The organism is Eggerthella hominis (genome assembly GCF_014287365.1).
In the GTDB taxonomy this organism is placed as follows: domain Bacteria; phylum Actinomycetota; class Coriobacteriia; order Coriobacteriales; family Eggerthellaceae; genus Eggerthella; species Eggerthella guodeyinii.
Genome location: NZ_JACOOA010000006.1, coordinates 105,457 through 126,732 on the forward strand (window position 1 = coordinate 105,457; position 21,276 = coordinate 126,732).

16 protein-coding genes and 1 pseudogene are annotated in these 21,276 nt (G+C 66.9%); 14 read left to right on the forward strand and 3 right to left on the reverse strand.

What is annotated here, in order from left to right:
* The first annotated feature begins 10 nt into the window (after positions 1-10).
* Genes atpG through atpC form a run of 3 tightly spaced genes read left to right on the forward strand, consistent with a single transcriptional unit; the run spans position 11 to position 2,781 of the window.
* Entirely contained in the window at positions 11-919 is a 909-nt protein-coding gene (atpG, locus tag H8S61_RS13305) for an ATP synthase F1 subunit gamma (protein ID WP_154334243.1), read from the forward strand.
* Positions 920-2,371, forward strand: coding sequence for a F0F1 ATP synthase subunit beta (atpD, locus tag H8S61_RS13310; protein ID WP_160943138.1), 1,452 nt, complete (start codon positions 920-922; stop codon positions 2,369-2,371).
* Entirely contained in the window at positions 2,371-2,781 is a 411-nt protein-coding gene (gene atpC / locus H8S61_RS13315; protein ID WP_186939312.1) for an ATP synthase F1 subunit epsilon, read from the forward strand. The genes atpD and atpC overlap by 1 nt, the downstream gene beginning before the upstream one ends.
* Positions 2,782-2,915: 134 nt before the next feature.
* On the opposite strand, the gene H8S61_RS17635 is transcribed toward atpC, so the two are convergent.
* Complete coding sequence (locus H8S61_RS17635) at positions 2,916-8,105, reverse strand: Cna B-type domain-containing protein (RefSeq protein WP_186939313.1); 5,190 nt, start codon at positions 8,103-8,105, stop codon at positions 2,916-2,918.
* A 325-nt stretch (positions 8,106-8,430) separates the two neighbouring features.
* Between H8S61_RS17635 and H8S61_RS13325 the strand changes: the two genes are divergently transcribed.
* From H8S61_RS13325 to H8S61_RS17510, 3 genes are read left to right on the forward strand one after another with little or no spacing between them, the layout of a single operon-like run.
* Positions 8,431-9,042 carry a MarR family winged helix-turn-helix transcriptional regulator gene (locus H8S61_RS13325; protein WP_186939314.1) on the forward strand — a complete coding sequence of 204 codons (612 nt, stop codon included), beginning with the start codon at positions 8,431-8,433 and terminating at the stop codon, positions 9,040-9,042.
* A complete protein-coding gene (locus H8S61_RS13330) occupies positions 9,039-9,701 on the forward strand; it encodes a GNAT family N-acetyltransferase (RefSeq protein WP_160943134.1) in 663 nt (220 codons plus the stop codon). The genes H8S61_RS13325 and H8S61_RS13330 overlap by 4 nt, the downstream gene beginning before the upstream one ends.
* Positions 9,661-9,795: a hypothetical protein gene (locus H8S61_RS17510; RefSeq protein WP_255466617.1), complete on the forward strand. Its 135-nt coding sequence runs from the start codon at positions 9,661-9,663 to the stop codon at positions 9,793-9,795. The genes H8S61_RS13330 and H8S61_RS17510 overlap by 41 nt, the downstream gene beginning before the upstream one ends.
* A gap of 11 nt (positions 9,796-9,806) precedes the next feature.
* Here the strand turns inward: H8S61_RS17510 and H8S61_RS13335 are convergent, their stop codons facing one another.
* Complete coding sequence (locus H8S61_RS13335) at positions 9,807-11,186, reverse strand: MATE family efflux transporter (protein ID WP_186939315.1); 1,380 nt, start codon at positions 11,184-11,186, stop codon at positions 9,807-9,809.
* Positions 11,187-11,423: 237 nt separating this feature from the next.
* On the opposite strand from H8S61_RS13335, the gene H8S61_RS13340 reads away from it, so the two are divergent.
* Together H8S61_RS13340 and H8S61_RS13345 are read left to right on the forward strand one after the other, a co-directional pair.
* A complete protein-coding gene (locus H8S61_RS13340; protein WP_186939316.1) occupies positions 11,424-12,299 on the forward strand; it encodes a CPBP family intramembrane glutamic endopeptidase in 876 nt (291 codons plus the stop codon).
* A gap of 143 nt (positions 12,300-12,442) precedes the next feature.
* Positions 12,443-12,910, forward strand: coding sequence for a hypothetical protein (locus H8S61_RS13345; protein ID WP_186939317.1), 468 nt, complete (start codon positions 12,443-12,445; stop codon positions 12,908-12,910).
* Here H8S61_RS13345 and H8S61_RS13350 read toward each other — a convergent pair.
* Positions 12,907-13,716, reverse strand: a complete 810-nt coding sequence (locus H8S61_RS13350; RefSeq protein ID WP_186939318.1) for an NAD(P)-dependent alcohol dehydrogenase — start codon at positions 13,714-13,716, stop codon at positions 12,907-12,909. The genes H8S61_RS13345 and H8S61_RS13350 overlap by 4 nt on opposite strands.
* Before the next feature lie 350 nt (positions 13,717-14,066).
* Between H8S61_RS13350 and H8S61_RS17755 the strand changes: the two are divergent.
* From H8S61_RS17755 to H8S61_RS13375, 6 genes and pseudogenes are all read left to right on the forward strand, one after another.
* Positions 14,067-14,183 (forward strand): annotated as a pseudogene (locus H8S61_RS17755) (helix-turn-helix domain-containing protein); the annotation flags it as partial.
* 58 nt (positions 14,184-14,241) lie between these two features.
* Positions 14,242-14,562 (forward strand): TetR-like C-terminal domain-containing protein, encoded by a 321-nt coding sequence (locus tag H8S61_RS17515; RefSeq protein ID WP_255466618.1) that lies wholly within the window; start codon positions 14,242-14,244, stop codon positions 14,560-14,562.
* A gap of 183 nt (positions 14,563-14,745) precedes the next feature.
* Complete coding sequence (locus H8S61_RS13360; protein ID WP_186939320.1) at positions 14,746-15,615, forward strand: EFR1 family ferrodoxin; 870 nt, start codon at positions 14,746-14,748, stop codon at positions 15,613-15,615.
* A gap of 187 nt (positions 15,616-15,802) precedes the next feature.
* The gene (gene dnaE / locus H8S61_RS13365; protein WP_160943127.1) at positions 15,803-19,264 is read left to right on the forward strand and encodes a DNA polymerase III subunit alpha; all 3,462 of its coding nucleotides are present in this window, start codon (positions 15,803-15,805) and stop codon (positions 19,262-19,264) included.
* A gap of 191 nt (positions 19,265-19,455) precedes the next feature.
* The gene (gene truA / locus H8S61_RS13370; protein WP_160943126.1) at positions 19,456-20,298 is read left to right on the forward strand and encodes a tRNA pseudouridine(38-40) synthase TruA; all 843 of its coding nucleotides are present in this window, start codon (positions 19,456-19,458) and stop codon (positions 20,296-20,298) included.
* A gap of 41 nt (positions 20,299-20,339) precedes the next feature.
* Positions 20,340-21,257, forward strand: coding sequence for a hypothetical protein (locus H8S61_RS13375; RefSeq protein WP_186939321.1), 918 nt, complete (start codon positions 20,340-20,342; stop codon positions 21,255-21,257).
* The last annotated feature ends 19 nt before the right edge of the window (positions 21,258-21,276 follow it).

A 21,276-nucleotide genomic window follows, 5' to 3' on the forward strand; every position in this document is an offset into this window, starting at 1 on the left:
CAGGTAGACTATGCCCAACCTTCACGACATAGAAAGGCGTATCGGCTCCGTCTCTTCGACGAAGCAGATTACGCGTACCATGCAGATGGTGGCGGGTGCCAAAGTCCGTCGCGCTGGAGAGCGCGTGACGGCTGCGACCCCGTATGCCGATTCCATGGTTGAAATGTTGGCCAACGTTGCCAAGCGTGTAGGTGGCTCCGAAAACGCACTGTTGCGCACGCACGACGAAGTGAAGAACGTGCTGTTCGTCGTGGTCGTGTCGGACCGCGGTCTTGCCGGCGGTTTCAACAGCAACGTGCTCAGGCACGTCGAGCGTCTCATGAAGGAAAAGCAGGCCGCAGGCGCGTCCGTCGAGATCGTTGCCTGCGGTAAGAAGGCCGTCGGGTACTTCACCTACCGAAATGTGGAGCCGAAGCTCGCGTTCGCGGACCTCTCTGCGGATCCGACGATGGAGGAGGCCGCTTCCGTTGCGGCGTATGCCATCGACGGGTACGAGAACGGCACGATCGACGAAGTGGTCGTCGTGTACAACCACATGAAGAACGCTGCCGAGCAGGTGCTGCGCGAGGAGCTCGTGCTGCCTGTCGACACCACTGCGCTCGAGGCCGAGCTTGCCGCCGACGGCGTGCAGCTGTCCGAGGGCGATGCGAGGCTTGAGGGCGACGTGATCTTCGAGCCGAGTGCCGAGGCCGTTCTCGACCGCTTGCTGCCGGCGTATGTGCGTACGACGCTGTACCATGCGCTCATCGACTCGGCAGCCGCCGAGCAGGGCGCGCGCCGCAACGCCATGATGTCGGCTACGGACAACGCTACCGAAGTGATCGAAACGTTGACTAGACTGTATAACCGCGTACGCCAGGGCGCTATCACGACGGAGATTTCCGAGATCGTCGGTGGCGCAGCGGCTTTGGAGGATTAAATGGCTGAACAATTACTTACGAAGGAGGAGATCGAGGCCAGCAAAGGCGCTGTCGGACGCATCGTGCGTATCGTCGGTCCCGTTGTCGACGTCGAGTTCCCCCCTGATCAGCTGCCGGCGATTTACAACGCGCTGACGGTTGATGCGAAAACCCTGGCGGGCGACTTGCACCTCGTGCTCGAGGTTGCGACGCACCTGCCGGGCAACCTGGTCCGCTCGGTGTCCATGAGCTCGACGGACGGTCTCGTCCGCGGCCTCGATGTGGTGGATACGGGCCATCCGATCATGATGCCCGTGGGTCCCGAGACCCTGGGCCGCATCTGGAACGTCATCGGCGAGCCCATCGATGAGAAGCCGATGCCCGAGGTGCAGGGCTACATGCCCATCCACCGACCGGCCCCGGACTACGACGAGCTGTCCACGACGACCGAGATCTTCGAGACCGGCATCAAGGCCATCGACCTCGTCGAGCCCTTCGTCAAGGGCGGCAAGACGGGCCTGTTCGGCGGCGCCGGCGTGGGCAAGACCGTTATCATCCAGGAGCTCATCAACAACCTGGCCCAGGAGCACGGCGGCACGTCGGTGTTCACGGGCGTGGGCGAGCGTACCCGCGAGGGTACCGACCTCTACCTCGAGATGAGCGACTCGGGCGTTATCAACAAGACCTGCCTCGTGTACGGTCAGATGAACGAGCCTCCGGGAGCGCGTCTGCGCGTCGGCCTGGCGGGCCTCACCGAGGCGGAGTACTTCCGCGATCAGGGCCAGGACGTGCTGCTGTTCGTGGACAACATCTTCCGCTTCACGCAGGCCGGCTCCGAGGTGTCCGCTCTGCTCGGCCGTATGCCGTCTGCCGTGGGTTACCAGCCGACGCTGGCCACCGAGATGGGCGACCTGCAGGAGCGCATCACGTCGACGACCACCGGCTCCATCACGTCGGTGCAGGCCGTGTACGTGCCCGCCGACGACTTGACCGACCCCGCGCCGGCCACGACGTTCACGCACCTCGACGCGAAGACGGTTCTGTCCCGTTCGATCTCCGAGCTGGGCATCTACCCGGCCGTCGACCCGCTGGAGTCCACCTCCCGCGCGCTCGACCCGCAGATCGTCGGCGACGAGCACTATCGCGTGGCCGTGGGCATCCAGGAGCTGCTGCAGAACTACAAGGACCTGCAGGACATCATCGCCATCCTCGGCATGGACGAACTGTCCGAGGACCAGAAGAAGATCGTGAACCGTGCCCGCAAGGCGCAGCAGTTCTTCGGCCAGTGCTTCCACGTGGCCGAGCAGTTCACGGGCCTGCCGGGCAAGTACGTCAAGCTTGAGGACACGATCCGCTCCTTCGCCGCCATTCTCGACGGCGAGTGCGACGAGATCCCCGAGCAGTGCTTCCGCATGAAGGGCTCCATCGAGGACGTCTACGCTGCGTATGAAGAGATGAAGAAGGCTTCATAATGGCTGGGTTCATGTGCGACATCGTGACGCCGGTGGCGAAGCTGGTCTCGGAAGAGGCCGAGCTCGTCGTCGTGCCCGGCGTTGAAGGCGAGATGGGCTTCCTGAAGGGCCATGCGCCGCTCGTGTCCGTGCTTGCCGATGGCGAGGCGCGCGTGAAGGCGACCGCTGACGGAGATGTGGCGCGCTACGCCCTGCAGGGCGGCTACGTCGAGGTGACGGACGACAAGGTCATCATCCTGGCCGACCGCGCCCTGCCGGTGTCCGCGATCGATGTCGAGCAGGTGCGCGAGCAGCTGGCCGCCATCGAGGAGAAGCTTGCCGGGATTTCCGAGGAGGAAGCCCGCAAGACGACGCTCGCTGCCGACAAGGCGTGGTGCAACGTTCAGCTGAGGGCCGCTCAGGCGGCGTAAGGCTCGAACGCGCTCGACGAGATGCGGCTTGCAGCCGCCGGCAACGCGACGGCCGTACGCCGCTGTTCACGAAAAAGCCCCGGTGATCCACCGGGGCTTTTTGCGTCTGAATGCGTGCGCTGGGGCGGGGCGCGCTAGTTGCGGCGCGTCTTGCGGCGGCGGACGGTTACCGCCAGCGTGCCGGCTGCGGCGGCCGCGAGCGCGGCCAGGGCCGCCAGCGCGCCGCCCAGCGCGTCGCCGGTGGCGACGGGGGAGCCGCCGATGCTCGTGGGCGTGGCGGGCGTGCCCGGCGTCGCGGGCGTGCCGGGCGTCTGCGGGGTGCCCGGCGTGGTGGGCGGGTTCGGCTCGACCGGGGTGACGGGCGGCTCGACGGGCGGCTCGTCGGCTTTGTTGGTCAACGTCAGGGTGAGCGTCGTGCCGTCCTCCGACAGCGCGCTCTCGGTGCTGACCAGCTCGAAGCCTTCGGGCACCGTCTCGGTGGCCGTGAACGCGAGGTTGCGCATCCCCACGTCGATGGGCAGCTCGGTCTGCCAGCCGCCCTCGGCGGTGAGGGTCACCGTGCCCGAGTCGTAGCGCTGCTGGCCGTCCTTGTCGGTGCCGGTCACGCGCACGTCGAGGCTTGTCGGGAGCGTCGCGGTGCCGGTCCAGGCCTTCTTCACCACGATGTGCGCCACGCCGCCGGTGTACGTGTTCGTGATGGTGCTCACGCCGTCCTCGGTGGTGACGGACGAGGCGTATCCGGGAGGCACGGCAACCTCCTCGGCGGTGTAGGTCGTGTCGTCGTCGGGCAGGTCGGTCCAGGTGTGGCGCCATCCGTCGGCCTCGGTCAACGTGACCGGGTCGCCCCAGGCGCGGCCGTTCTGGAACAGCTGCACTTCCACGCTGCCGGGCAGCGGGGTGTCGGAGTCGTTCACCCACGTCTTCTCGACCGAGAACGAGGTGGTGGGCACGACGATGCGGTTGGTGATGGTGGCGCTGCCGCCCGGGAACCCGATCGCGTCGTCGATGGAGGGCGCGTCGGAGTCGTACTTCGGCAGGGCGTCGGGCTCGTACACCGTGTACACCGACCCGTCGTCGGGCAGGTCGGTCCAGGTGTGCGACCAGGCGCCGCTCGCGTCGACGATGACGTGCGGGCCGTAGGGCACGCCGTCCTTGAGCAGCTGGAAGCTGACGCTGGACGGGCGGGAGCCGCGGCTGTTGTCGTTGTCCTCCCACGCCTTGGTGGCGGTCAGGCTGGTAACCTTCTGGTTCTGCAGCGAGAACGTGAGCACGGTGCCGTCGTCGGACAGCGTGGTGCTCGTGCCGATCTGCCGGTAGCCGTCGGGCAGCACTTCGGACAGCTCGAACGAGAGGTTGCGCATCCCCACGTCGATGGGCAGGTCGGCGCTCCAGCCGTTGTCGGGGGAGAGCGTCACCGTGCCCGAGTCGTACTTCTGCTCGCCGTCGGCGTTCGTGCCGGTCACGCGCACGTCGAGGCTTGCGGGCGCCTGCCCGCCGAGCCAGTCCTTCTTCACCAGCACGTGCGCCACGCCGCCCGTGTACGTGTTCGTGATGGTGGCGCCGTTCTCGTCGGTCATGGTGGTGGAGGTGTACTGCGGCGGCATGGTCACCTCGTCGACCGTGTAGGTCATGCCCTGGGAGGGCAGGCCCGTCCAGGTGTGGCGCCAGCCTCCGGCCTCGGTGAGGGTGACGGCGCTGCCGTAGGCCTCGCCGTTCTGGTACAGCTGCACGTCCACGCTGCCGGGCAGCGGGGTGTCGGAGTCGTTGACCCACTCCTTCGCGACGGTGAACGAGGTGGTGGGTATCAGGGCGTTCGTGATCACGGCCTCGCCGTTCTCGAAGCCCACGGCGCTGTCGGCGGACGACGCGTCCGAGGTGTAGCCGGGCAGGTCGGTGGTCTCGTACACGGTGTAGACGCTGCCGTCGTCGGCCAGGCCGTTCCACTGGTACGACCAGTTCGTGTCGGGGCCCACGGTGACCAGGTCGCCGAAGGGCGCGCCGTCCTTGAGCAGCTGCATCTGCACGCTTGCCGGGCGCTGTCCCGACGCGTCGCCCCCGTCGACCCAGGCCTTCGTCACCTTGAGATCCATGAGCTTCTCGTTCGTGAGGGTGAACGTGAGGGTCTTGCCGTCCTCGGACAGGCTGCTCGTCGAGTCGAGCTGGCGGTAGCCCTCGGGCACGACTTCGGACACGTCGAAGGTCAGGGTGCGCATGCCGACGGCGATGGGCAGCTCGGCGCGCCAGCCGCCCTCGGCGGTGAGGGTCACCGCGCCCGAGTCGTACTGCTGCTGGCCGGCAGCGTTCGTGCCGGTTACGCGAACGTCGATGCTGGCCGGCGTCTGCGTGCCCGTCCACTCCTTCTGCACGACGATGGAGGCCACGCCGCCCGTGTAGGTGTTCGTGATGACCGCTTCGTGCTCGTTGTTCGTGATGTTCGCCTCGTAGTCGGGCGGCACGGCGGTCTCGAGCGCGTAGTACGTTACCTCGTCGCCGTTGGCGTCGGTCGTGGGCAGACCGAACCAGGTGTGCTGCCAGCCGCCGGTGCCGTTCAGGGCGACGGGGTCGCCGTAGGGCTCGCCGTTCTGGTACAGCTGCACGTCGATGCTGGCGGGCGTGCTTCCGAGCGGGGTGCCCACCCACAGCTTCATCGCCGTGAACGACATGGTGGGCGGCAGGGTGTTCGTGACGGTCGCCATGCCGTCGGTGAAGTCGGCCGCGTTGTCGGGGGAGTCGGCCGAGGAGGTGTACTCGCCCAGGTCGGACGATTCGTACACCTTGAACGCGGAATAGGAACCGTCGTCGACGAGGTCCTTCCACGTGTAGGACCAGTTGTTCTCCTCGCTGAGGATCACCGGGTCGCCGAAGGGCTGGCCGTCCTTGAGCAGCTGCATCTCCACGGTGGTCGGGCGGATGCCCTGGCTGTTGTCGTCATCGTCCCACGCCTTCGTTACGGTGAGGTCGATCACCTTCTGGTTCGTGATGGTGAACGAGAGGGTGGACGTGCCGTCGCCGTTCGGCGTGAGCTTGTTCGCGTCGCCGATCTGGCGGTAGCCGTCGGGCAGCGTCTCCTCGATGGAGAACCACAGCGCCTGCTGGTCGGGCGTGAGGTTGTCGATGGTGGCCTTCCAGTTGTTGCCGGCGTTCAGCACGAAGTCCTGGCGGAACTGCACGTTGTCGGCGGCGTCGCGCCCGACGACGGAGATGGGGAGCTCGGCGGGGGGCTGCGTGCCGCTCCACTGCTTCTCCACCTCGACGGTGGTCACGTTGCCGGTGTAGGTGTTCGTCAGCTCGATGGACCAGCCTTCGTCGTTGTCGCCGGCGATGGCCTCGGAGGGCTGGTAGCCCTCGGGCACGTTGGCCTCGCGGACGGTGTAGCTCTTGTTCGGGTCGAGGCCGGTCCAGGTGTAGGTACCCCCGTCTTCGCCGCCGACCGTCGGCGCGGTGAGCGTCTGCGTGTCGATGACCGTGCCGTCGGCCAAGAGCTCCACGTCGATGGAGGAGGGCAGCGGGGCGGCATGGTTCGCGCCGTGGTCCCACGTCTTGTGCACGGTGAGCTTCGTGGGCACGTCCATGAGCTTGAACTGGAAGTTCTGCAGCACGATGGGGGTGTCGTGGTAGGCCCAGATGTCGAGCGCCGTCTGGTCGCCCGCGCGGTTCTGATAGGCCATCGCGCCCTGGGAGGACGTGTCCACGCCCGTCACGCTGTGGTCCTGCGTGTCGGCCACGGCCCAGTTCGACATGCTCCACGGCGGCGTGACGTCGCCGGCGTTCGAGGAGCTGTTGTTGTAGTACACGGTGGAGTCCACGGGCGTGCCGTCGGCTCCCAGGCGGTGGATCTTCACGCCGTCGTAGTTGTTCTCCACGTCGAGCAGCGGGAAGTGCACCTCGCCGCCCTTCAGCTTGATGGCGACGTTGTTCAGGTCGTACGTGCCGGCGGGCACCTTGACGCCGTTCGCGTCGAGGCCGTCCCAGGCGATGGTGTTCGTGCCGTTCTTCACGAGCGTGTTCGACAGCGTCACGGTGTTGTTGTCGCCGAAGCTCAGCGTGATCTCGTACGAGGTGGCCGCCACGTCGCCCACGTCGAACGAGAACGTGCCGCCCTCGCCCACGAAGCCCTCGTTCGCCTTGAGTTCGGGCGCGGCGGGGTTGGGGCTGGGGTTGCCGGTGAACGTGAAGTTGCTGATGGCGTTCTCGCCGTCGGGCGTGGCGATGCCGAGCGCGGCCAGCACCTCGGGGTCGGTGGGGTTGTTGAAGAACAGCTTGTAGGTGCGGTCGAGGTCGTTCGTGGGCGCGTTGTTGAGGATGACGCCGTGCTCGGCCAGGTCGGACAGCGCGTTGTTCTGCGAGCGCACCGAGTGGTACAGCGAGCGCGTACCCGCGCGGTCGTCGAGCGAGCCGTCGAGCAGGCCGCGGTTGTTGGCGAAGAACACGAAGCCGAACGGGTCCATGCCGTTGAAGTCGATCTCGTAGTGGTAGTTGTCGTCGGTGACGGCGAACATGTGCGACTTGAGGATGCCCGCCTTGTCGAAGTTGTTGCCCATGTTGAGGAACAGCTTCTGCGTGAACACGCGGCCGTTCTGCGCGCCGTCGCCGTTCGACACGGTGATGTCCCAGGCCGCGACGCTGCCGCCGGCCTGCGCGGCCGACGTGAAGGCCCGGTCGTCGGTGGTGAGGTAGGGCTGCGGGTTGCGGCTGGACAGCGACTGCGAGTAGAACTTGAACAGGTAGACGCCGCTCTTCTGCGCGGTGAACGTGAGGGGCGCGTAGCCGTCGCCGTCGGGGCCGGTGGGGCCGCCCGTCTCGCGCGCGACGCTGCCGATGTAGCCGGCGGTCCCGCTGTCGGCGGTGGCGGCGCCGTTCACGTCGTAGGTGGTGACGCGCGTGTCGCGCGCGCCTTGGAAGTAGGGGTAGGCGTGCGAGTTGCCGGTGCCGGCGCTGTCCTTCTGCTCCTGCACCCAGTCGGGGTCGCAGACGACGATGTCGCACTGGTTGAGCGCGGCCAGTTCGGCGTCGGAGAGATCCGTGCCCATCTTCTCGTTGGTGAACCGGGCCACGGCGTCTTTGACGCTCGTGCCGAACGAGACGGTTTCCCCTTCCTTCACGTACACGTACAGCTCGGTGAGCCGGCTCTCGCCGGCGGTCGAGGCGTTGTATCGTTCGGTGTAGGGACGGTAGCCGCCGTGCGCGACCAGCTCTTTCGATCCCTCCGCGTGGGCGGGGGGAGGAGCCAGCAGCACGAGGGCCAGGGCCGACAGCGCGATGACGAGCGCGACGAGCAGTCGTCGGGCGTGCGCCGCCGGATGGGATCGGGTGGTCATGTTCATAGAGTGTCCTTGCGTACGTGCGGGTAGATGCCGTGCAGTATAATTCGCCCCCTCATCGAATCGTTTTCCTGCAAACGGCGCGTTGGGAGGGTGTAGGCGAGACGTGAGAAAACGGCCTCGGGCGTCAGGAAACGGCGGGTGAAACGTTGCCGTGCGGTAGGAAGGGGCGGCCGGGACGAAGGGGGGCGGCGCTTGTGGGGACCGCGTGTTTCAACCGGTACCTGTTGAAAGGGTGTTGACTTTCTGCCGGCACCGGTTTATCTTTCAAACGGTACCGGTTGAACTAACGGCGCGCAGAGAAAGGACGCACGCTATGAATAGAAGCATGGAACTGTACGAAAAGCTCACGGTGGTGCAATGGCTGCTGCAACGCCAGCGCCACCGCGTCCGCGCGGAGGCCGGCCCCGTGGTGGACCCCTCCTGCGGGCAGGGCAGGATCCTCGCGATGCTCAAGCTCAAGGACGATATCAGCACGAAGGACCTGTCGCACGTGCTGGGCATCCGCGTCTCGTCGCTCAACGAGATGCTGGCGAAGCTGGAGAAGGGCGGCTACGTGGAGCGCCACCCCTCCGAGGAGGACAAGCGCGTCATGCTCGTCACGCTGACCCAGAAGGGGCGCGACGCCGACCAGGTGGAGGCCGCGCCGACGGGGGCGTTCTCGTGCCTCACCGACGAGGAGCAGGAGCAGATGGCCGCCTACCTCGATCGGCTGATCGCCGCGCTCGAGGAGTCGATGGGCGAGGACGGCCGCGAGTCGCTCGAGCGGGCGCGCCGCCATCGCGACGAGGTGCTCTCCTTCATGCGCGGCAACGCCGACGGCCCCGCGGGGCGCGGCGGCCCGCAGGACTTCCCGTTCGGGCTCGGCGGCGCGTTCGGCCCGCGCGGACGCGACCGCCGCGGGCGTCGAGGGTGCGGCGACGAGGGCGGCCAGGCATGACGGCCGTCGTCGATGCGGCGCTCGCCCGCCCGATGGAGCTGGCGTGCGCGGGCACGTGCCGCCAGCTGCAGGAGGCGCGCCGGATCAACTCGTCGTTCCGCTTCGCACGCCGCGAGGACATCGGCCTGATCAGCGATCTGCGGTGCGCCCAGTCGCTCGAGTACTGGGGCATGGACCCCTCCTTCGACGCCGGGGCGTTCCGGCGGGCCACGGAGGCGTACCTCGAGCGGAACCTCGGCACGCGCATCCTGTTCGGCATCATCGAGGACCGCGCCGAGGTGGCGTCGGTGTCGGGCCTCGAGATGAACGACCGGCTGCCCACGCTCGGCTCGGCGGGCGAGGCGTGCGGCGCGGGCGAGCGCAGCGCCACCATCGTGAGCTGCTACACGCCGGCCGCGCATCGGGGGCACGGCTACATGGGCCAGATGCTCGATATCTGGATGTCGCTGGCGACGCTGCTCAACGTGGACGCGCTGTACCTCGAAAGCCACAACCCCTCGATGCAGCGCATGGCGGAGAGCGACGGGTACCGCCTCGTGTCGAACAAGTACAAGCTCTCGTTGGAAGGCGGTGCCGCGTATGGCGAAGCGATCGGAACCTCGGCGCGAATCGGACTCGATGAGCGACGCGAAGCTGCTGCTGCGCATCGCCTCGGGTGAGGTGGACGTGCACGAGCTGGCGGCGGACCGCGACGACGCGCGGAAGGCCGAGAAGCCGCATCGCGGCCTCGGCAAGCTGTTCGGCCGCTGCTAGCGCGCCGCGCTTCAGCCGACCTGCTCGAGCGCGGACGCGCTGAGCAGCCTCTTGAAGTTGAGCAGCAGCAGGGTGGCGCACAGCGTGACGGACAGCACGTCGGAGACGGGCTCGGCCAGGTAGACGCCCGTGGCGCCCAGGAAATGCGGCAGCACGAGCGCGAGCGGGACGAGCAGCACGATCTTGCGGACGCACGCCACGACGAGGGCGAGCGCGCTCTGCCCCAGCCCCATGAAGATGGACTGGACGGCCATCTGGATGCCGAACAGCGTCATGCCCGCGAAGAAGACGGGCGCCACGTCGCCCACGAGCCCCACGAGCCGGGCGTCGCTCGTGAAGACGCCCGCCACCGCGGCGGGGAACAGGATGACGAGCAGCGCGCAGGTGCCCTCGAAGGCGAACGACGCCCCGATCAGCCGCTTGCAGGCGCGTTTCACGCGGTCGAACAGCTGCGCCCCGTAGCTGTAGCTGATGATGGGCTGCACGCCCTGCGTGAGCCCTTGGACGGGGACGAACAGCAGCTGCATCATGCTTTGCAGGATGGTGAGGGCGGCCACGTGCAGGTCGCCGCCGTAGGCTTGCAGCGTGGAGTTGAGCACGATGATGATGAGGCTCTCGGTGGCCTGCATGAAGAACGGCGCGCCGCCGAGCGCGAGGATCTTCTTCACGATGGCGGCGCTCGGGCGCGCCAGCCGCGCGCTCAGGCGCAGGGCGCTGCCGGCGCTGCGGAAGTACGCCACGGTGACGACGGCGCTCACGCCCTGGGCGATGACGCTGGCCGCGGCCGCGCCCTGCACGCCCCAGCCCAGCACGAAGATGAACACCGGGTCCAGCACGATGTTGAGCACGGCGCCCGACGCCATGGCCACGAGCGCGCGCTTGGAGTTGCCCTGCGCCAGCACGAAGGGGTTGAGGCCCAGGTACGCCATCACGAAGAACGTGCCGGTCAGGTAGATGCCCAGGTAGGACGAGGCGTAGGGAAGCGTGGCCTCGCTCGCGCCGAACATGAGCAGCAACGGGTCGCGCAGCGGGTAGATGACGACGAGCAGCGCCACGGCGAACAGGGCCAGCAGCACGACGGTGTTCTGCAGGATGCGCTCCGCGTGCTGCACGTCCCTGCGACCGAGCGCGATGGACGCCAGCGGTGCGCCGCCCGCGCCCGCGAAGGCCGAGAACGCGCTGACCAGCATGATGAGCGGGAAGGCCACGCCCACGCCGGTGAGCGCGTCGGTCCCCACGCCCGCGATATGCCCGATGAAGACGCGGTCGACGATGTTGTACAGCAGGTTGATGACCTGCGCCACGATGGTGGGCACGGCGAGGCGCACCATGAGCCGCCCCAGCGGCTCGGTGCCGAGGAACGATTTGTCGCTGCGTTCCGGTTCGTCCATGATCCTTCATTCCCAACGCTTGGTAACCCCGTGCAAGAGCGTAATCATTCGCGTTGCTCGCGTCAATCGCGAAACGCCGCTTCTGCGGGGCGGGCCTCCTTCGCGGGATCGCCGTCGGGGCCGGCGGCGCAGGACGTTGACGACGCGCTCCCGTGCCGACAGGGAATCGTTCGGCTGCGCGAGTATACTTTGCTCATGTCAAAAGCCGTTGCTCTCCGTCGTTCCGAAAGGACGCTTATGGCTCCGATTCGCGCCTATATGAGATCGCATCCGCTGCTCGTGGCCGTGCTCGCCCTCGTCGCAGGGTTGGCGGGCATCTGGCTCGTGCCCTCCGACGCGACCTTGGCGGGCATGGTGCCCGTACGGGTCGGGTTGTCCGTCGTCATGTTCGCCGTGTTGGGCATCGTCGCCGGTCGCGGCGCCATCGAGCCCTCGTCCGAGGGCATGGCCTTCGCGTTTCGGAAGTCGGCATACCTGCTGGCGTTGGCGCTGGCCGCCGGCGCGTTGGCTGTGGCGACCGCCTTGGCAAGCGGGAGCGCGTTGGTTCCGAATTGGCCCTGGCAGCTCGCGTCGGCGTTCGTGCTCTGCTTTTTCGTCGGCATGTTCGAGGAGGGGCTGTTCCGCGGCATCGTGCTGGGCGCCCTGCTCGCGCGCATGGGGCGCACGCGTGCCGGCGTCCTGGGCGCTGCCGTCGTCTCGTCGCTGCTGTTCGGCGTCGTGCACGTCATGCCGTTCGTCATCGGCGGCCAGGTGAGCGATGCCCTGGGCCTCGCTCAGGCGGTGCTCAAAACCCTGCAGACCGGCATCGTGGGGCTGCTGATGGCCGCGGTGTTCGTCAAGACGCGGAACATCTGGACCGTCGTGCTCGTGCACGGCTTGAACGACCTGTTCGCCATGGCGGCCGAGGCCCTGTTCGCCGGCACCGTTTCGACGCAGTACGTGAACGCCGATCCGACTGCGGGGCTCGCGTCGGTAGTCGTGTACCTGGTGTTCCTCGTGCTGTACGTGCCCGTGCTCGTGTCCGCCGTGCGCATGCTCCGTCGGGTCGAGGTCCCCTGCCGCGGCCCGTTCGCGGACGATCGGCTGCAGGAGGCGGAGCGCCGGGCTGCCTAGGCGCGCGGCAAAGCCGTTTCCGCGTGGGCGGCGTTTCCCGTGCGAAATCGGGCGGTTTGCGCGCGATTTCGGCGGCGGGGCGGGGCGCGTCGAAGGTCGGATGCGGCCTACAATGGTGCGAGCTTGAGAAGAAGGGGGCTCGCATGGAGCGGAGATCGTGGAAGAAGCTGGGCGCGTGCCTGTGCGGCGCGGCGCTGGCCGGCGCGCTGTGCGCGGGCTGCGCCGCCGAGGGCGCGGCGGAGGCGCCGTCGCTCGTCAACGGGGTGACCGATCGGCAGGAAGTGGTGTACTGCCTGTACTTCGGCCTCACCGACAAGGACACGGGCGCGCAGGAGCTGACCGTGGCCGAGGCGAAGGACCTCCTCGTGCCGCTGTTCGTGGAGACGGGCTCGGGCTACACCGTGTACGAGGCCGAAGGCGGCTACGCGCTCGAGGACGGCACGGTCGTCCAGAACGACACGCTCGTCTTCGACAGCACCCACGGCGACGAGCAGGCCGTCAAGGACCTCATCGACCGTGCGAAGCAGGCGCTCAACATCGAGAGCGTCTACTGCGAGTCGAAGCTGGTCGGCTACCGCATGTACGGCGGCGTGCTCGCGGGCGTCTCCTAGGCGCCGAAGGCCGCGACGAGGGCCGTCTTGCCGCGCGCGTGCTCGGCGACGACCTTCCTGATGGCCTGCGGGGCCTCGCCCAGGGGGAAGACGCCGTCGAGCACGGGGCGCACCTGCCCGCCGTCCAGCGCCCTCGCCAGCCAGTCCAGTCCCTGCCCCCTGATCGACGCGTAGACGACCGAGGTCAGGCGCCTTCCGCTCCCGATCGAGAGGATCGGCCCCAGCAGACCGTCCACGATGGCGCGCCCTTCTCCGCCGACGAACACGGAGGTGCCTCCGTCGACGAGGAGGCCCTTGATCGTCGGCAGGGGGCAGTAGCCGTTCACGGCGATCACGGCGTCGTACGCGCCGCCCGCCTGGGCGACGTCGTCCTTGCGGTAGTCGACGACCCGGTCGGCGCCCAGCTCGTAGGCCAGATCGACGTTGCGGGTGCCGCAGACCGCCGCGACGGACGCCCCGTGGGCCTTCGCTATCTGCAGCGCGAGGTGCCCGACGCCTCCCGAGGCCCCGTGCACCAGCACGCTCTGCCCCGCGCGCACGCCCGCCTTCCTGACGGCCGCCAGCGCGACGCTTCCGGCGACGGGCAAGCAGGCCGCCTCCTCGAAGGACGCGCCCGCGGGCTTGAGCTCCAGCATCCCCTCGTCGGCGCACACGTATTCCGCCCAGGCCCCGCGGTCGCGGACGGGGAAGCCGAACACCTCGTCGCCCTTCTTGAACCGGGTCGCGCCGGCGCCGACCTCCACCACCACGCCCGCGACGTCGTTGCCCGGGACCTCGCCGACGATGCCGAGGGCGAACTTCCCCATCGCCTTCATGACGGGGGGAGAGCGTTCCCTGCTCGATCTGCTGCGCGAACTGCTTGATCTCGGTCACGTTGAGGGACGACGCCCGAACCTCGACGAGCACCTGCCCGTCGCCGGGGACGGGGCGCGCCACCTCCTGCTCCTGCAGCACCTCGGGTTCCCCGAACCTCGTGTACGCGATTGCCTTCACGTCGCATTTTCCTTTCGATGTCACACTTGTAACCTTTTCGGCTTCGGACTATAGTGACGGGGCTGTGCTCGGTCAACGAATCCGGCCCAAGTGCCGCAATGCGAGGGAAGGTGTGACGCCCGTGTCGACGGAAAACCCACAGAAGGCCCGGTCGCGGGCCGAGATGACGGCGGCCTTGGTCGAGCTGCTGGGCGAGGTGCCGTACCGGCAGGTCACGGTGACCATGCTCGCGGCGCGCTCGGGGTACTCGCGGCGCACGTTCTACCGGCACTTCGATTCGGTCGACGCCGTCATGGAGGGGCTCATGCGCGGCCTCGGCGCCGAGTTCTCCGCGCGCGATGGACGCGCTGGACGAGGGGAGGAGCTTTTCCGATCTCGCGCAGGCGTTCTTCTCGTTCTGGCGCGAGCGCGCCGGGCTGCTCGCCCTCCTCGAGCGCAACGACCTCATGCACCTCGTGTCGCGCTGCTTCTGGCCGGGGTTCCGCGCCGACATGCTGGGCGATGCGGGGAAGGGCACGGGCTTGGAGTACGGCTACCGGTTCATGGCCAGCGGCATGTCGAGCATGCTCGAGCAGTGGGTCGAGGAGGGGTGCGCCCGCTCGCCCGAGGACCTGGCGCTCATCGCCGGCCGCATGGCGGACCACCTCGCCGCTGGGTGAGGTTGCCTCCCGTAGTTGGAGCGGGGTCTGCAGGCGACCTCCCTTCTCGGTGCCAGGTCGGCACGTCCGCGGCAACCGTTCGCCATCCGGCGGCAGACGGTTGATGGCATGTCCTCTTCTTCCTTGCATGCGCAGGCACCCCCCCTCAATCGACTTATCGTTGCCAGCTGCTACAATGAAGCCATGATTGCCTCTGCAAACATCGTCTTCTTCTCGGGAACGGGCTGCACTGCCCAAAGCGCCCGCGCCCTGAAAGACTCGCTCGAAAAACTCGACATCGGCGTGCGGGTCGAAGAGTTGCGGGGTCCGATAAGCGGTACGCCTGCGATCGACGGGGACGTGCTGATCCTCATGTATCCGCTGTACACGTTTAACGCCCCGCTGCCGATATACGAGTACGTCGATCACCTGGAAGGTGCGAAAGAGCAGAAGGTTGCGCTTGTCCCCGTTTCGGGAGGCGGTGACGTTTCGCCCAATCGCGCATGTCGCTTGGGAATCCGTCGGGAGCTTGAGCGAAAAGGGTACGCCGTCGTCTACGAATCGATGATCGTCATGCCCTGCAACGTTATCGTGTACACTCCTGAACCGGCAGCCAAAGCGCTGCTTGAAAAGCTTCCCTCGCGATGCGATGAGATTGCTCGCGATATCTCGAAGGGGGTCGTCCTTCGAATAGACCCTCCTCTGACCGATAGGCTTTTTTCGAAAATTGGAGATTGGGAGAAAGGCTATTGGGGCAGGATACGCTTTAGCGAGAAACTGGCCGTTTCCGACACCTGCGTCTCGTGCGGTCTGTGCGCTCAAACGTGCCCTCGAAAAAACATTGACATGGTCGAGGGGCTACCACGGTTTAGGGACGACTGCGTTATGTGCCTCAACTGCATATACGGCTGTCCAGAAAAAGCGATATCGGCAGGATACGGGTCTTTCCTGGTGCTGAAAAATGGTTTCCGCTTGAGCGAATACCGCACGGCGTCGGCTGTTGATGAGGAGCGCATCGTTCCCCTCCTCAAAGGTGCGCTTTGGAAGGGCGTCAGACGGTATCTTTTCGGGTAGCGTTTATTTGCGCAGGGCCGCCCTCCAGCATCGGGAGCTCCGGCGATGGGGACGGTGCTCAACCTCCAGCGGCGCCGGGTGACGATCTTGCAAAAACCATCGTTTGTTCGATCATCGAAAGCGCCGATGCTGGTAGAATGTCATCGACACAACGACGCGCATCCATGACTGACAAGAGGCACAAGATATGGCATTCGTCCACCTGCACAACCACACCGAATATTCCCTGCTCGACGGCCACACGCACATCTACGACATGGTGAAGCGGGCCGCCGACCTCGACATGCCCGCGGTGGCCATCTCGGACCACGGCGTGATGTCGGGCGTGCCGCAGCTGTGCGAGATGTGCGACAAGGTGGAGGAGGAGACGGGCAAGCGCGTCAAGCCCATCTACGGCTGCGAGGTGTACTTCACCACCGACGAGGAGCTGCGCAAGGACACGAAGCCCAAGCTCTACCACCTCCTCCTGCTGGCCAAGACGAACGAGGGCTACCACAACCTCGTGAGGCTCGTCAGCGAGTCGCACGTCGACAACTTCTACTACAAGCCGCGCACCACGTTCAGCATGCTGCAGAAGTACGGCAAGGGCATCATCGGCTCGTCGGCGTGCATCGCCGGCATCATCCCGAAGCTGCTCGACAACCGCCAGGTGGACGAGGCGGTGGAGTGGGCCAAGAAGTTCGCGAGCTGCTTCGAGCCGGGCGACTTCTACATCGAGCTGCAGAACCAGGGCATCCGCACCGACGCCGGGTTCACGCAGACCGAGCTCAACCACATGCTGACCGACGTGGCCAAGGCCGCCGGCCTCAAGACCATCGCCACGAACGACTTCCACTACCTCACGCGCGAGGACGCGCGCGCCCAGGACTACATGCTGTGCATCGGCACGGGCGCGGCGTTCAACGACGCCAACCGCATGCGCTTCGAGAACGACCAGTTCTACATGAAGACCGAGGAGGAGATGCGCGAGGCCCTCAAGGACTTCCCCGAGGCCTGCGACAACACCGTGGAAGTGGCCGAGAAGGTGAACGTGGTGCTCGAGCGCGACTCCATCCTGCCGCGCTTCCCGCTGCCCGAAGGCGAGACCGAGGAGAGCTACTTCCGCAGGCGCGTCCAGGAGGGCCTGGTCAAGCACTACGGCGACCCGGTGCCGCAGGAGGCGCAGGAGCGCGCCGACTACGAGATGGGCATCATCATCCAGCAGGGCTTCCCGGCGTACTTCCTCATCGTGCAGGAGTACATCGAGTGGGCGCGCAGCCAGGGCATCGGCGTCGGGCCGGGCCGTGGCTCGGCCGCAGGCGCCATCGTGGCGTACGCCATGGACATCACCGCCCTCGATCCGCTGTCGAACGGCCTGCTGTTCGAGCGCTTCCTGTCGCCCGAGCGCGTGGAGATGCCCGATATCGACGTCGACTTCGAGCAGGGCCGCCGAGAAGAAGTGATCAACCACATCAAGGACGTGTACGGCGAGGACCACGTGTCCCAGGTCATCACGTTCGGCACCCTGCAGGCCAAGAACGCCGTGCGCGACGCCGCGCGCGTGCTGGACTACCCGTACAGCACCGGCGACAAGATCACGAAGATGATCGGCGACGAGCTGGGCATCACCATCGACAAGGCGCTGGCCACGAACCCCGACCTCAAGAAGGCGTACGAGACCGAGGAGGACGTGAAGGCCGTCATCGACGCCGCGCTGTCCATCGAGGGCCACGTGCGCGGCGAGGGCGTGCACGCGTGCGCCACCATCATCTGCCGCGACCCCATGAGCGACCACGTGCCCATGAAGCGCGACACCAAGGGCGGCGGCATCATCACCCAGTACGACGGCCACTACACGCCCGAGCTGGGCCTGCTGAAAATGGACTTCCTCGGCCTGCGCACGCTCGACGTGCTCACCATCGCGTGCCGCAACATCGAGCAGCGCTTCGGCACGAAGGTGATCCCCGAGGACATCCCCATCGACGACGAGGGTGCCTTCAAGCTCATGCAGTCCGGCAACATGGACGGCCTGTTCCAGGTGGAGGGCGCGCTGTACGTCAGCCTGTTCGCACGGCTCCCCCCGACGCGCTTCTCCGACGTCGTCGCCTCGATCGCCCTCAACCGCCCGGGCCCGTTGGAGTCCGGCATGGTCGACGACTACGTGAAGGTGGCGCAGGGCAAGACGCCCGTCCACTACTACGACGATCGCCTGCGCCCGCTTTTGGAGGAGACCTACGGCACCATGGTCTACCAAGAGCAGATCATGCAGATCTCCATGGAGATGAGCGGCTTCTCGGCGGGCAAGGCCGACAAGCTGCGCAAGGCCATGGGCAAGAAGAAGCTCGACATCATGCGCCAGCTCCAGGCCGACTGGAACGACGGCGCGGTGGAGAACGGCTACTCGCTCGAGATCGCGAAGCAGATCTGGGAAGACGCTGAGAAGTTCGCGAAGTACGCGTTCAACAAATCGCACTCGGCCGCCTACGCCATCCTGGTTATGCGCACGGCGTACCTGAAGGCGCATTACCCGAACGACTTCATGGCCGCCGTGCTGTCGTCCTACATGGGCAACACCGACCGCCTGATCCGCTACATCGCCAGCTGCAACCACTCGGGCATCCCCGTGCTGCCGCCGGACATCAACTCGTCCAACGCCGAGTTCACGCCCACCGACGAGGGCGTGCGCTTCGGCCTCGTGGGCGTGCGCGGCGTCGGCGCGAACGTGGCCGAGGCCATCATCGAGGAGCGCGAGGCCAACGGCCCGTTCACGTCGCTGCACGACTTCGTGAACCGCCTCGATGCGAAGTGCTACAACCGCAAGACGCTCGAAGCGCTCATCAAGGGCGGGGCGTTCGACTCGACGGGCTACACGCGCAAGCAGCTCATGTACTTCGTCGACGAGACGCCGCTGCTCGAAAGCGCGACGAAGCGCCAGAAGGATCGCGAGCGCGGGCAGGTGTCGATGTTCGACCTGTTCGGCGACGATCCCGATTCGGGCTTCGAGGAGGAGATCCCGGAGCCGGACGGCGTGGAGTGGCCGAAGCGCCAGCTGCTCTCGTTCGAGAAGGAGATCATGAAGATCTACGTCTCGGACCACCCGCTGCGCCCGTACGAGGGCACCATCGCGCGCATGACGAAATTCTCCATCGGAGACTTGGCCGAGCGCACGAAGGAGATCAAGTCCGCGGTGTTCGTGGGCATGATCTCGAACGTGGTGACGAAGCTGACGAAGCGCGGCACGAAGATGGCCACGTTCACCCTCGAGGACACGACGGGCCACGTGGAGTGCATCTGCTTCAAGTACGACGAGAACGCCGAGGCCATCCAGGAAGACGCCATCGTGAAGGTGAAGGGCAAGTTCGAGGCCAACGACCGCGGCAACCAGATCATGGCGTTCGAGGTGGAGGTCATCGAGCTCAACGAGGCGGACGCCCGTCCGTCCCACCTCGAGCTGCGGGTTCCGATGTCCGACTTCGACCAGTCGAAGTCGCTGCGCCTCAACCGCATCTTGAAGTCGTACCCGGGGCGCGACGGCGTGGTGCTGTTCGTGCAGCAGAACGACGGCCACAAGTACCGCGCCGAGCTGCCCGTGTCGGTGGACTCCCGCAGCCCCGTCATGCGCTCGGAGATCCAGGACCTCTTCGGCTCCCAGGTGTGGAGGGCTTCGTAAGGACGCGACGTCGTCTTGAGCCGCGCCGATCGCACGCTGCATGCGTCGCGAATCGGCGCGGTACGCGCCCGATGACCCGCAGATCGGACCCCGCGTCAAAAAGGGGGAAGGTGCGTGGCCTATTCAACAATTTGGCAAGCGGATATGACCCCCGCTTCGCAGCGGGGCCGGGTTCGTTTATCATGTCGCCTATGAATACGGAAACCATCACACCCACCACCGCGCGCGAGCGCGAAGCGGCAGCCGCGAACGCTGTCGAAAAACCCGTGCGCGACCACACCCTGGCGCTGACGCTGTCGTACAACGGCGCGCCGTTCAGCGGGTTCGCCCGCCAGCCGGGGCAGACCACCGTGCAGGGCGACCTCGAGGACGCGCTGCGCCTGCTGTTCAGGCGCGACATCGAAACGACGTGCGCCGGCCGCACCGATGCGGGCGTGCACGCCCTCGGCCAGGTGGTCAGCTTCGACGTGAACGACCTCGACATCGCCGGACGGTCGCTGCCCAGTCTGCGGCGCTCGCTCAACGCGCTCACGCACGACGCCGTCACCGTGCGCGAAGTGGAGCCGAAGAAGCTGGGCTTCTCGGCGCGCTTCGACGCGCAGGCGCGCGAGTACCACTACCATCTGTGCGTGGACTCCACGAGCCCCATCTTCATGAAGGACTTCTCGTGGTTCGTGCCCGGCGGCCTCGACCTGACGGCCATGGAGGCCGGCGCGCAGCATCTCCTGGGCGAGCACGACTTCAAGAGCTTCTGCATGGCGGCGTCGGCCGAAGGCAAACCGACGCATCGCAACGTGCGCGAGATATCGTTCCATCCCGAGACGGTGATGGGCGAGAACCTCATGTCCATCAAGGTGGTGGGCAACGCGTTTCTGCACTCCATGGTTCGCACCATCGTGGGCACGCTCGTGATGGTGGGCAAGGGCCAGCGCGACGCCGACTGGGTAGGTGAAGTCCTCGAGGCCTGCGATCGCCGGGTTGCGGGAGAAAACGCCCCAGCTCAGGGGCTCGTATTCTGGCGAGTCATATACTGACGTGCTACAATGAGCGCTCGGTAACCTGAAGGCGGCATATCATGTTTGGCAAATCAACGGAAAAGCGCGTGGCGCGCGAGGCGGACAAGATCGTATCCCTCAAAGAGGATATGGACGCCATCTCGTGGACGCGCGTGCTCGAAATAGGCAAGCTCCTGCAGGAGGGCGTCGAGGAGGCCGACCGGGTCGCGTTGGCGCGCGAGCTCGTGTCCATCGCCCAGTCGAACCGCTCGCTGTACACCCGCCTGGGCATCGAACCCGCGCCGGCGCCGGCGCGGGTCATGGCGTCGGGCATCGAGGTGCTCGAGGGCGGGCTGGCCGAAGCGGCCATCGAGGAACGGGTCGAGCAGGTGGAGAAGCGCGCCCTGCCGCCCGTGGCGGTGCCCTCGCCGGCCGAGCCGGAACCCCGTGCGGACGAACCGAGCGAGACGGACTTCCAGGCTGCCGAGGTGCAGGTTGAATGCGATCTCGTGGCGAAGAACGATCCCGACGAGGACGACTTCGCCGAGGCCGCGCACGCGGCGACGGCGGGCGAGCCTGCGCCTGAGCCGGTGCAGGCACCCGCGCCGGCGCCGGAGCCCGAGCCCGACAAGCCGCTGACGATCGACGAGCTGATCGCGGCCGCGACCCGGCTGGAAGAGGCGGTGGACGAGCTGGAGGCGGCCGCCGCCGAGATCGACGAGCCCGCGGCCTCGGAAGCGCCCGCGACGTCCGACGATCCCACCGAGCCCCTGCAGCCCGTCGCAGCCGCCCCCGAACCCGCGCCGCAGCCGGAGCAAACCCCCGAGCCCGAACCCGAGCCGCAGCCGGAACCGCAGGCCAAGCCTCAGCCGAAGCTCGCCAAGAAGCGCCGCTTCGCGCGCTTCCGCAATCTCTACGAGAGCCGCGACGGCGGCCTGTGCGTATTCGAGGACGAGCACGGCCACCTCGTCGCCGTCGATTCGTCGAAGCTCGCCTAAACGAGAAGGCCCCCCGATC

Excerpts from the sequence above, each read along its gene's own strand:
- atpG (WP_154334243.1), top strand. The coding sequence starts at position 11 with ATGCCCAACCTTCACGACATAGAAAGGCGTATCGGCTCCGTCTCTTCG.
- atpD (WP_160943138.1), top strand. The coding sequence starts at position 920 with ATGGCTGAACAATTACTTACGAAGGAGGAGATCGAGGCCAGCAAAGGC.
- atpC (WP_186939312.1), top strand. The coding sequence starts at position 2,371 with ATGGCTGGGTTCATGTGCGACATCGTGACGCCGGTGGCGAAGCTGGTC.
- H8S61_RS17635 (WP_186939313.1), bottom strand. The coding sequence starts at position 8,105 with ATGAACATGACCACCCGATCCCATCCGGCGGCGCACGCCCGACGACTG.
- H8S61_RS13325 (WP_186939314.1), top strand. The coding sequence starts at position 8,431 with ATGGAACTGTACGAAAAGCTCACGGTGGTGCAATGGCTGCTGCAACGC.
- H8S61_RS13330 (WP_160943134.1), top strand. The coding sequence starts at position 9,039 with ATGACGGCCGTCGTCGATGCGGCGCTCGCCCGCCCGATGGAGCTGGCG.
- H8S61_RS17510 (WP_255466617.1), top strand. The coding sequence starts at position 9,661 with ATGAGCGACGCGAAGCTGCTGCTGCGCATCGCCTCGGGTGAGGTGGAC.
- H8S61_RS13335 (WP_186939315.1), bottom strand. The coding sequence starts at position 11,186 with ATGGACGAACCGGAACGCAGCGACAAATCGTTCCTCGGCACCGAGCCG.
- H8S61_RS13340 (WP_186939316.1), top strand. The coding sequence starts at position 11,424 with ATGGCTCCGATTCGCGCCTATATGAGATCGCATCCGCTGCTCGTGGCC.
- H8S61_RS13345 (WP_186939317.1), top strand. The coding sequence starts at position 12,443 with ATGGAGCGGAGATCGTGGAAGAAGCTGGGCGCGTGCCTGTGCGGCGCG.
- H8S61_RS13350 (WP_186939318.1), bottom strand. The coding sequence starts at position 13,716 with ATGGGGAAGTTCGCCCTCGGCATCGTCGGCGAGGTCCCGGGCAACGAC.
- H8S61_RS17515 (WP_255466618.1), top strand. The coding sequence starts at position 14,242 with ATGGACGCGCTGGACGAGGGGAGGAGCTTTTCCGATCTCGCGCAGGCG.
- H8S61_RS13360 (WP_186939320.1), top strand. The coding sequence starts at position 14,746 with ATGATTGCCTCTGCAAACATCGTCTTCTTCTCGGGAACGGGCTGCACT.
- dnaE (WP_160943127.1), top strand. The coding sequence starts at position 15,803 with ATGGCATTCGTCCACCTGCACAACCACACCGAATATTCCCTGCTCGAC.
- truA (WP_160943126.1), top strand. The coding sequence starts at position 19,456 with ATGAATACGGAAACCATCACACCCACCACCGCGCGCGAGCGCGAAGCG.
- H8S61_RS13375 (WP_186939321.1), top strand. The coding sequence starts at position 20,340 with ATGTTTGGCAAATCAACGGAAAAGCGCGTGGCGCGCGAGGCGGACAAG.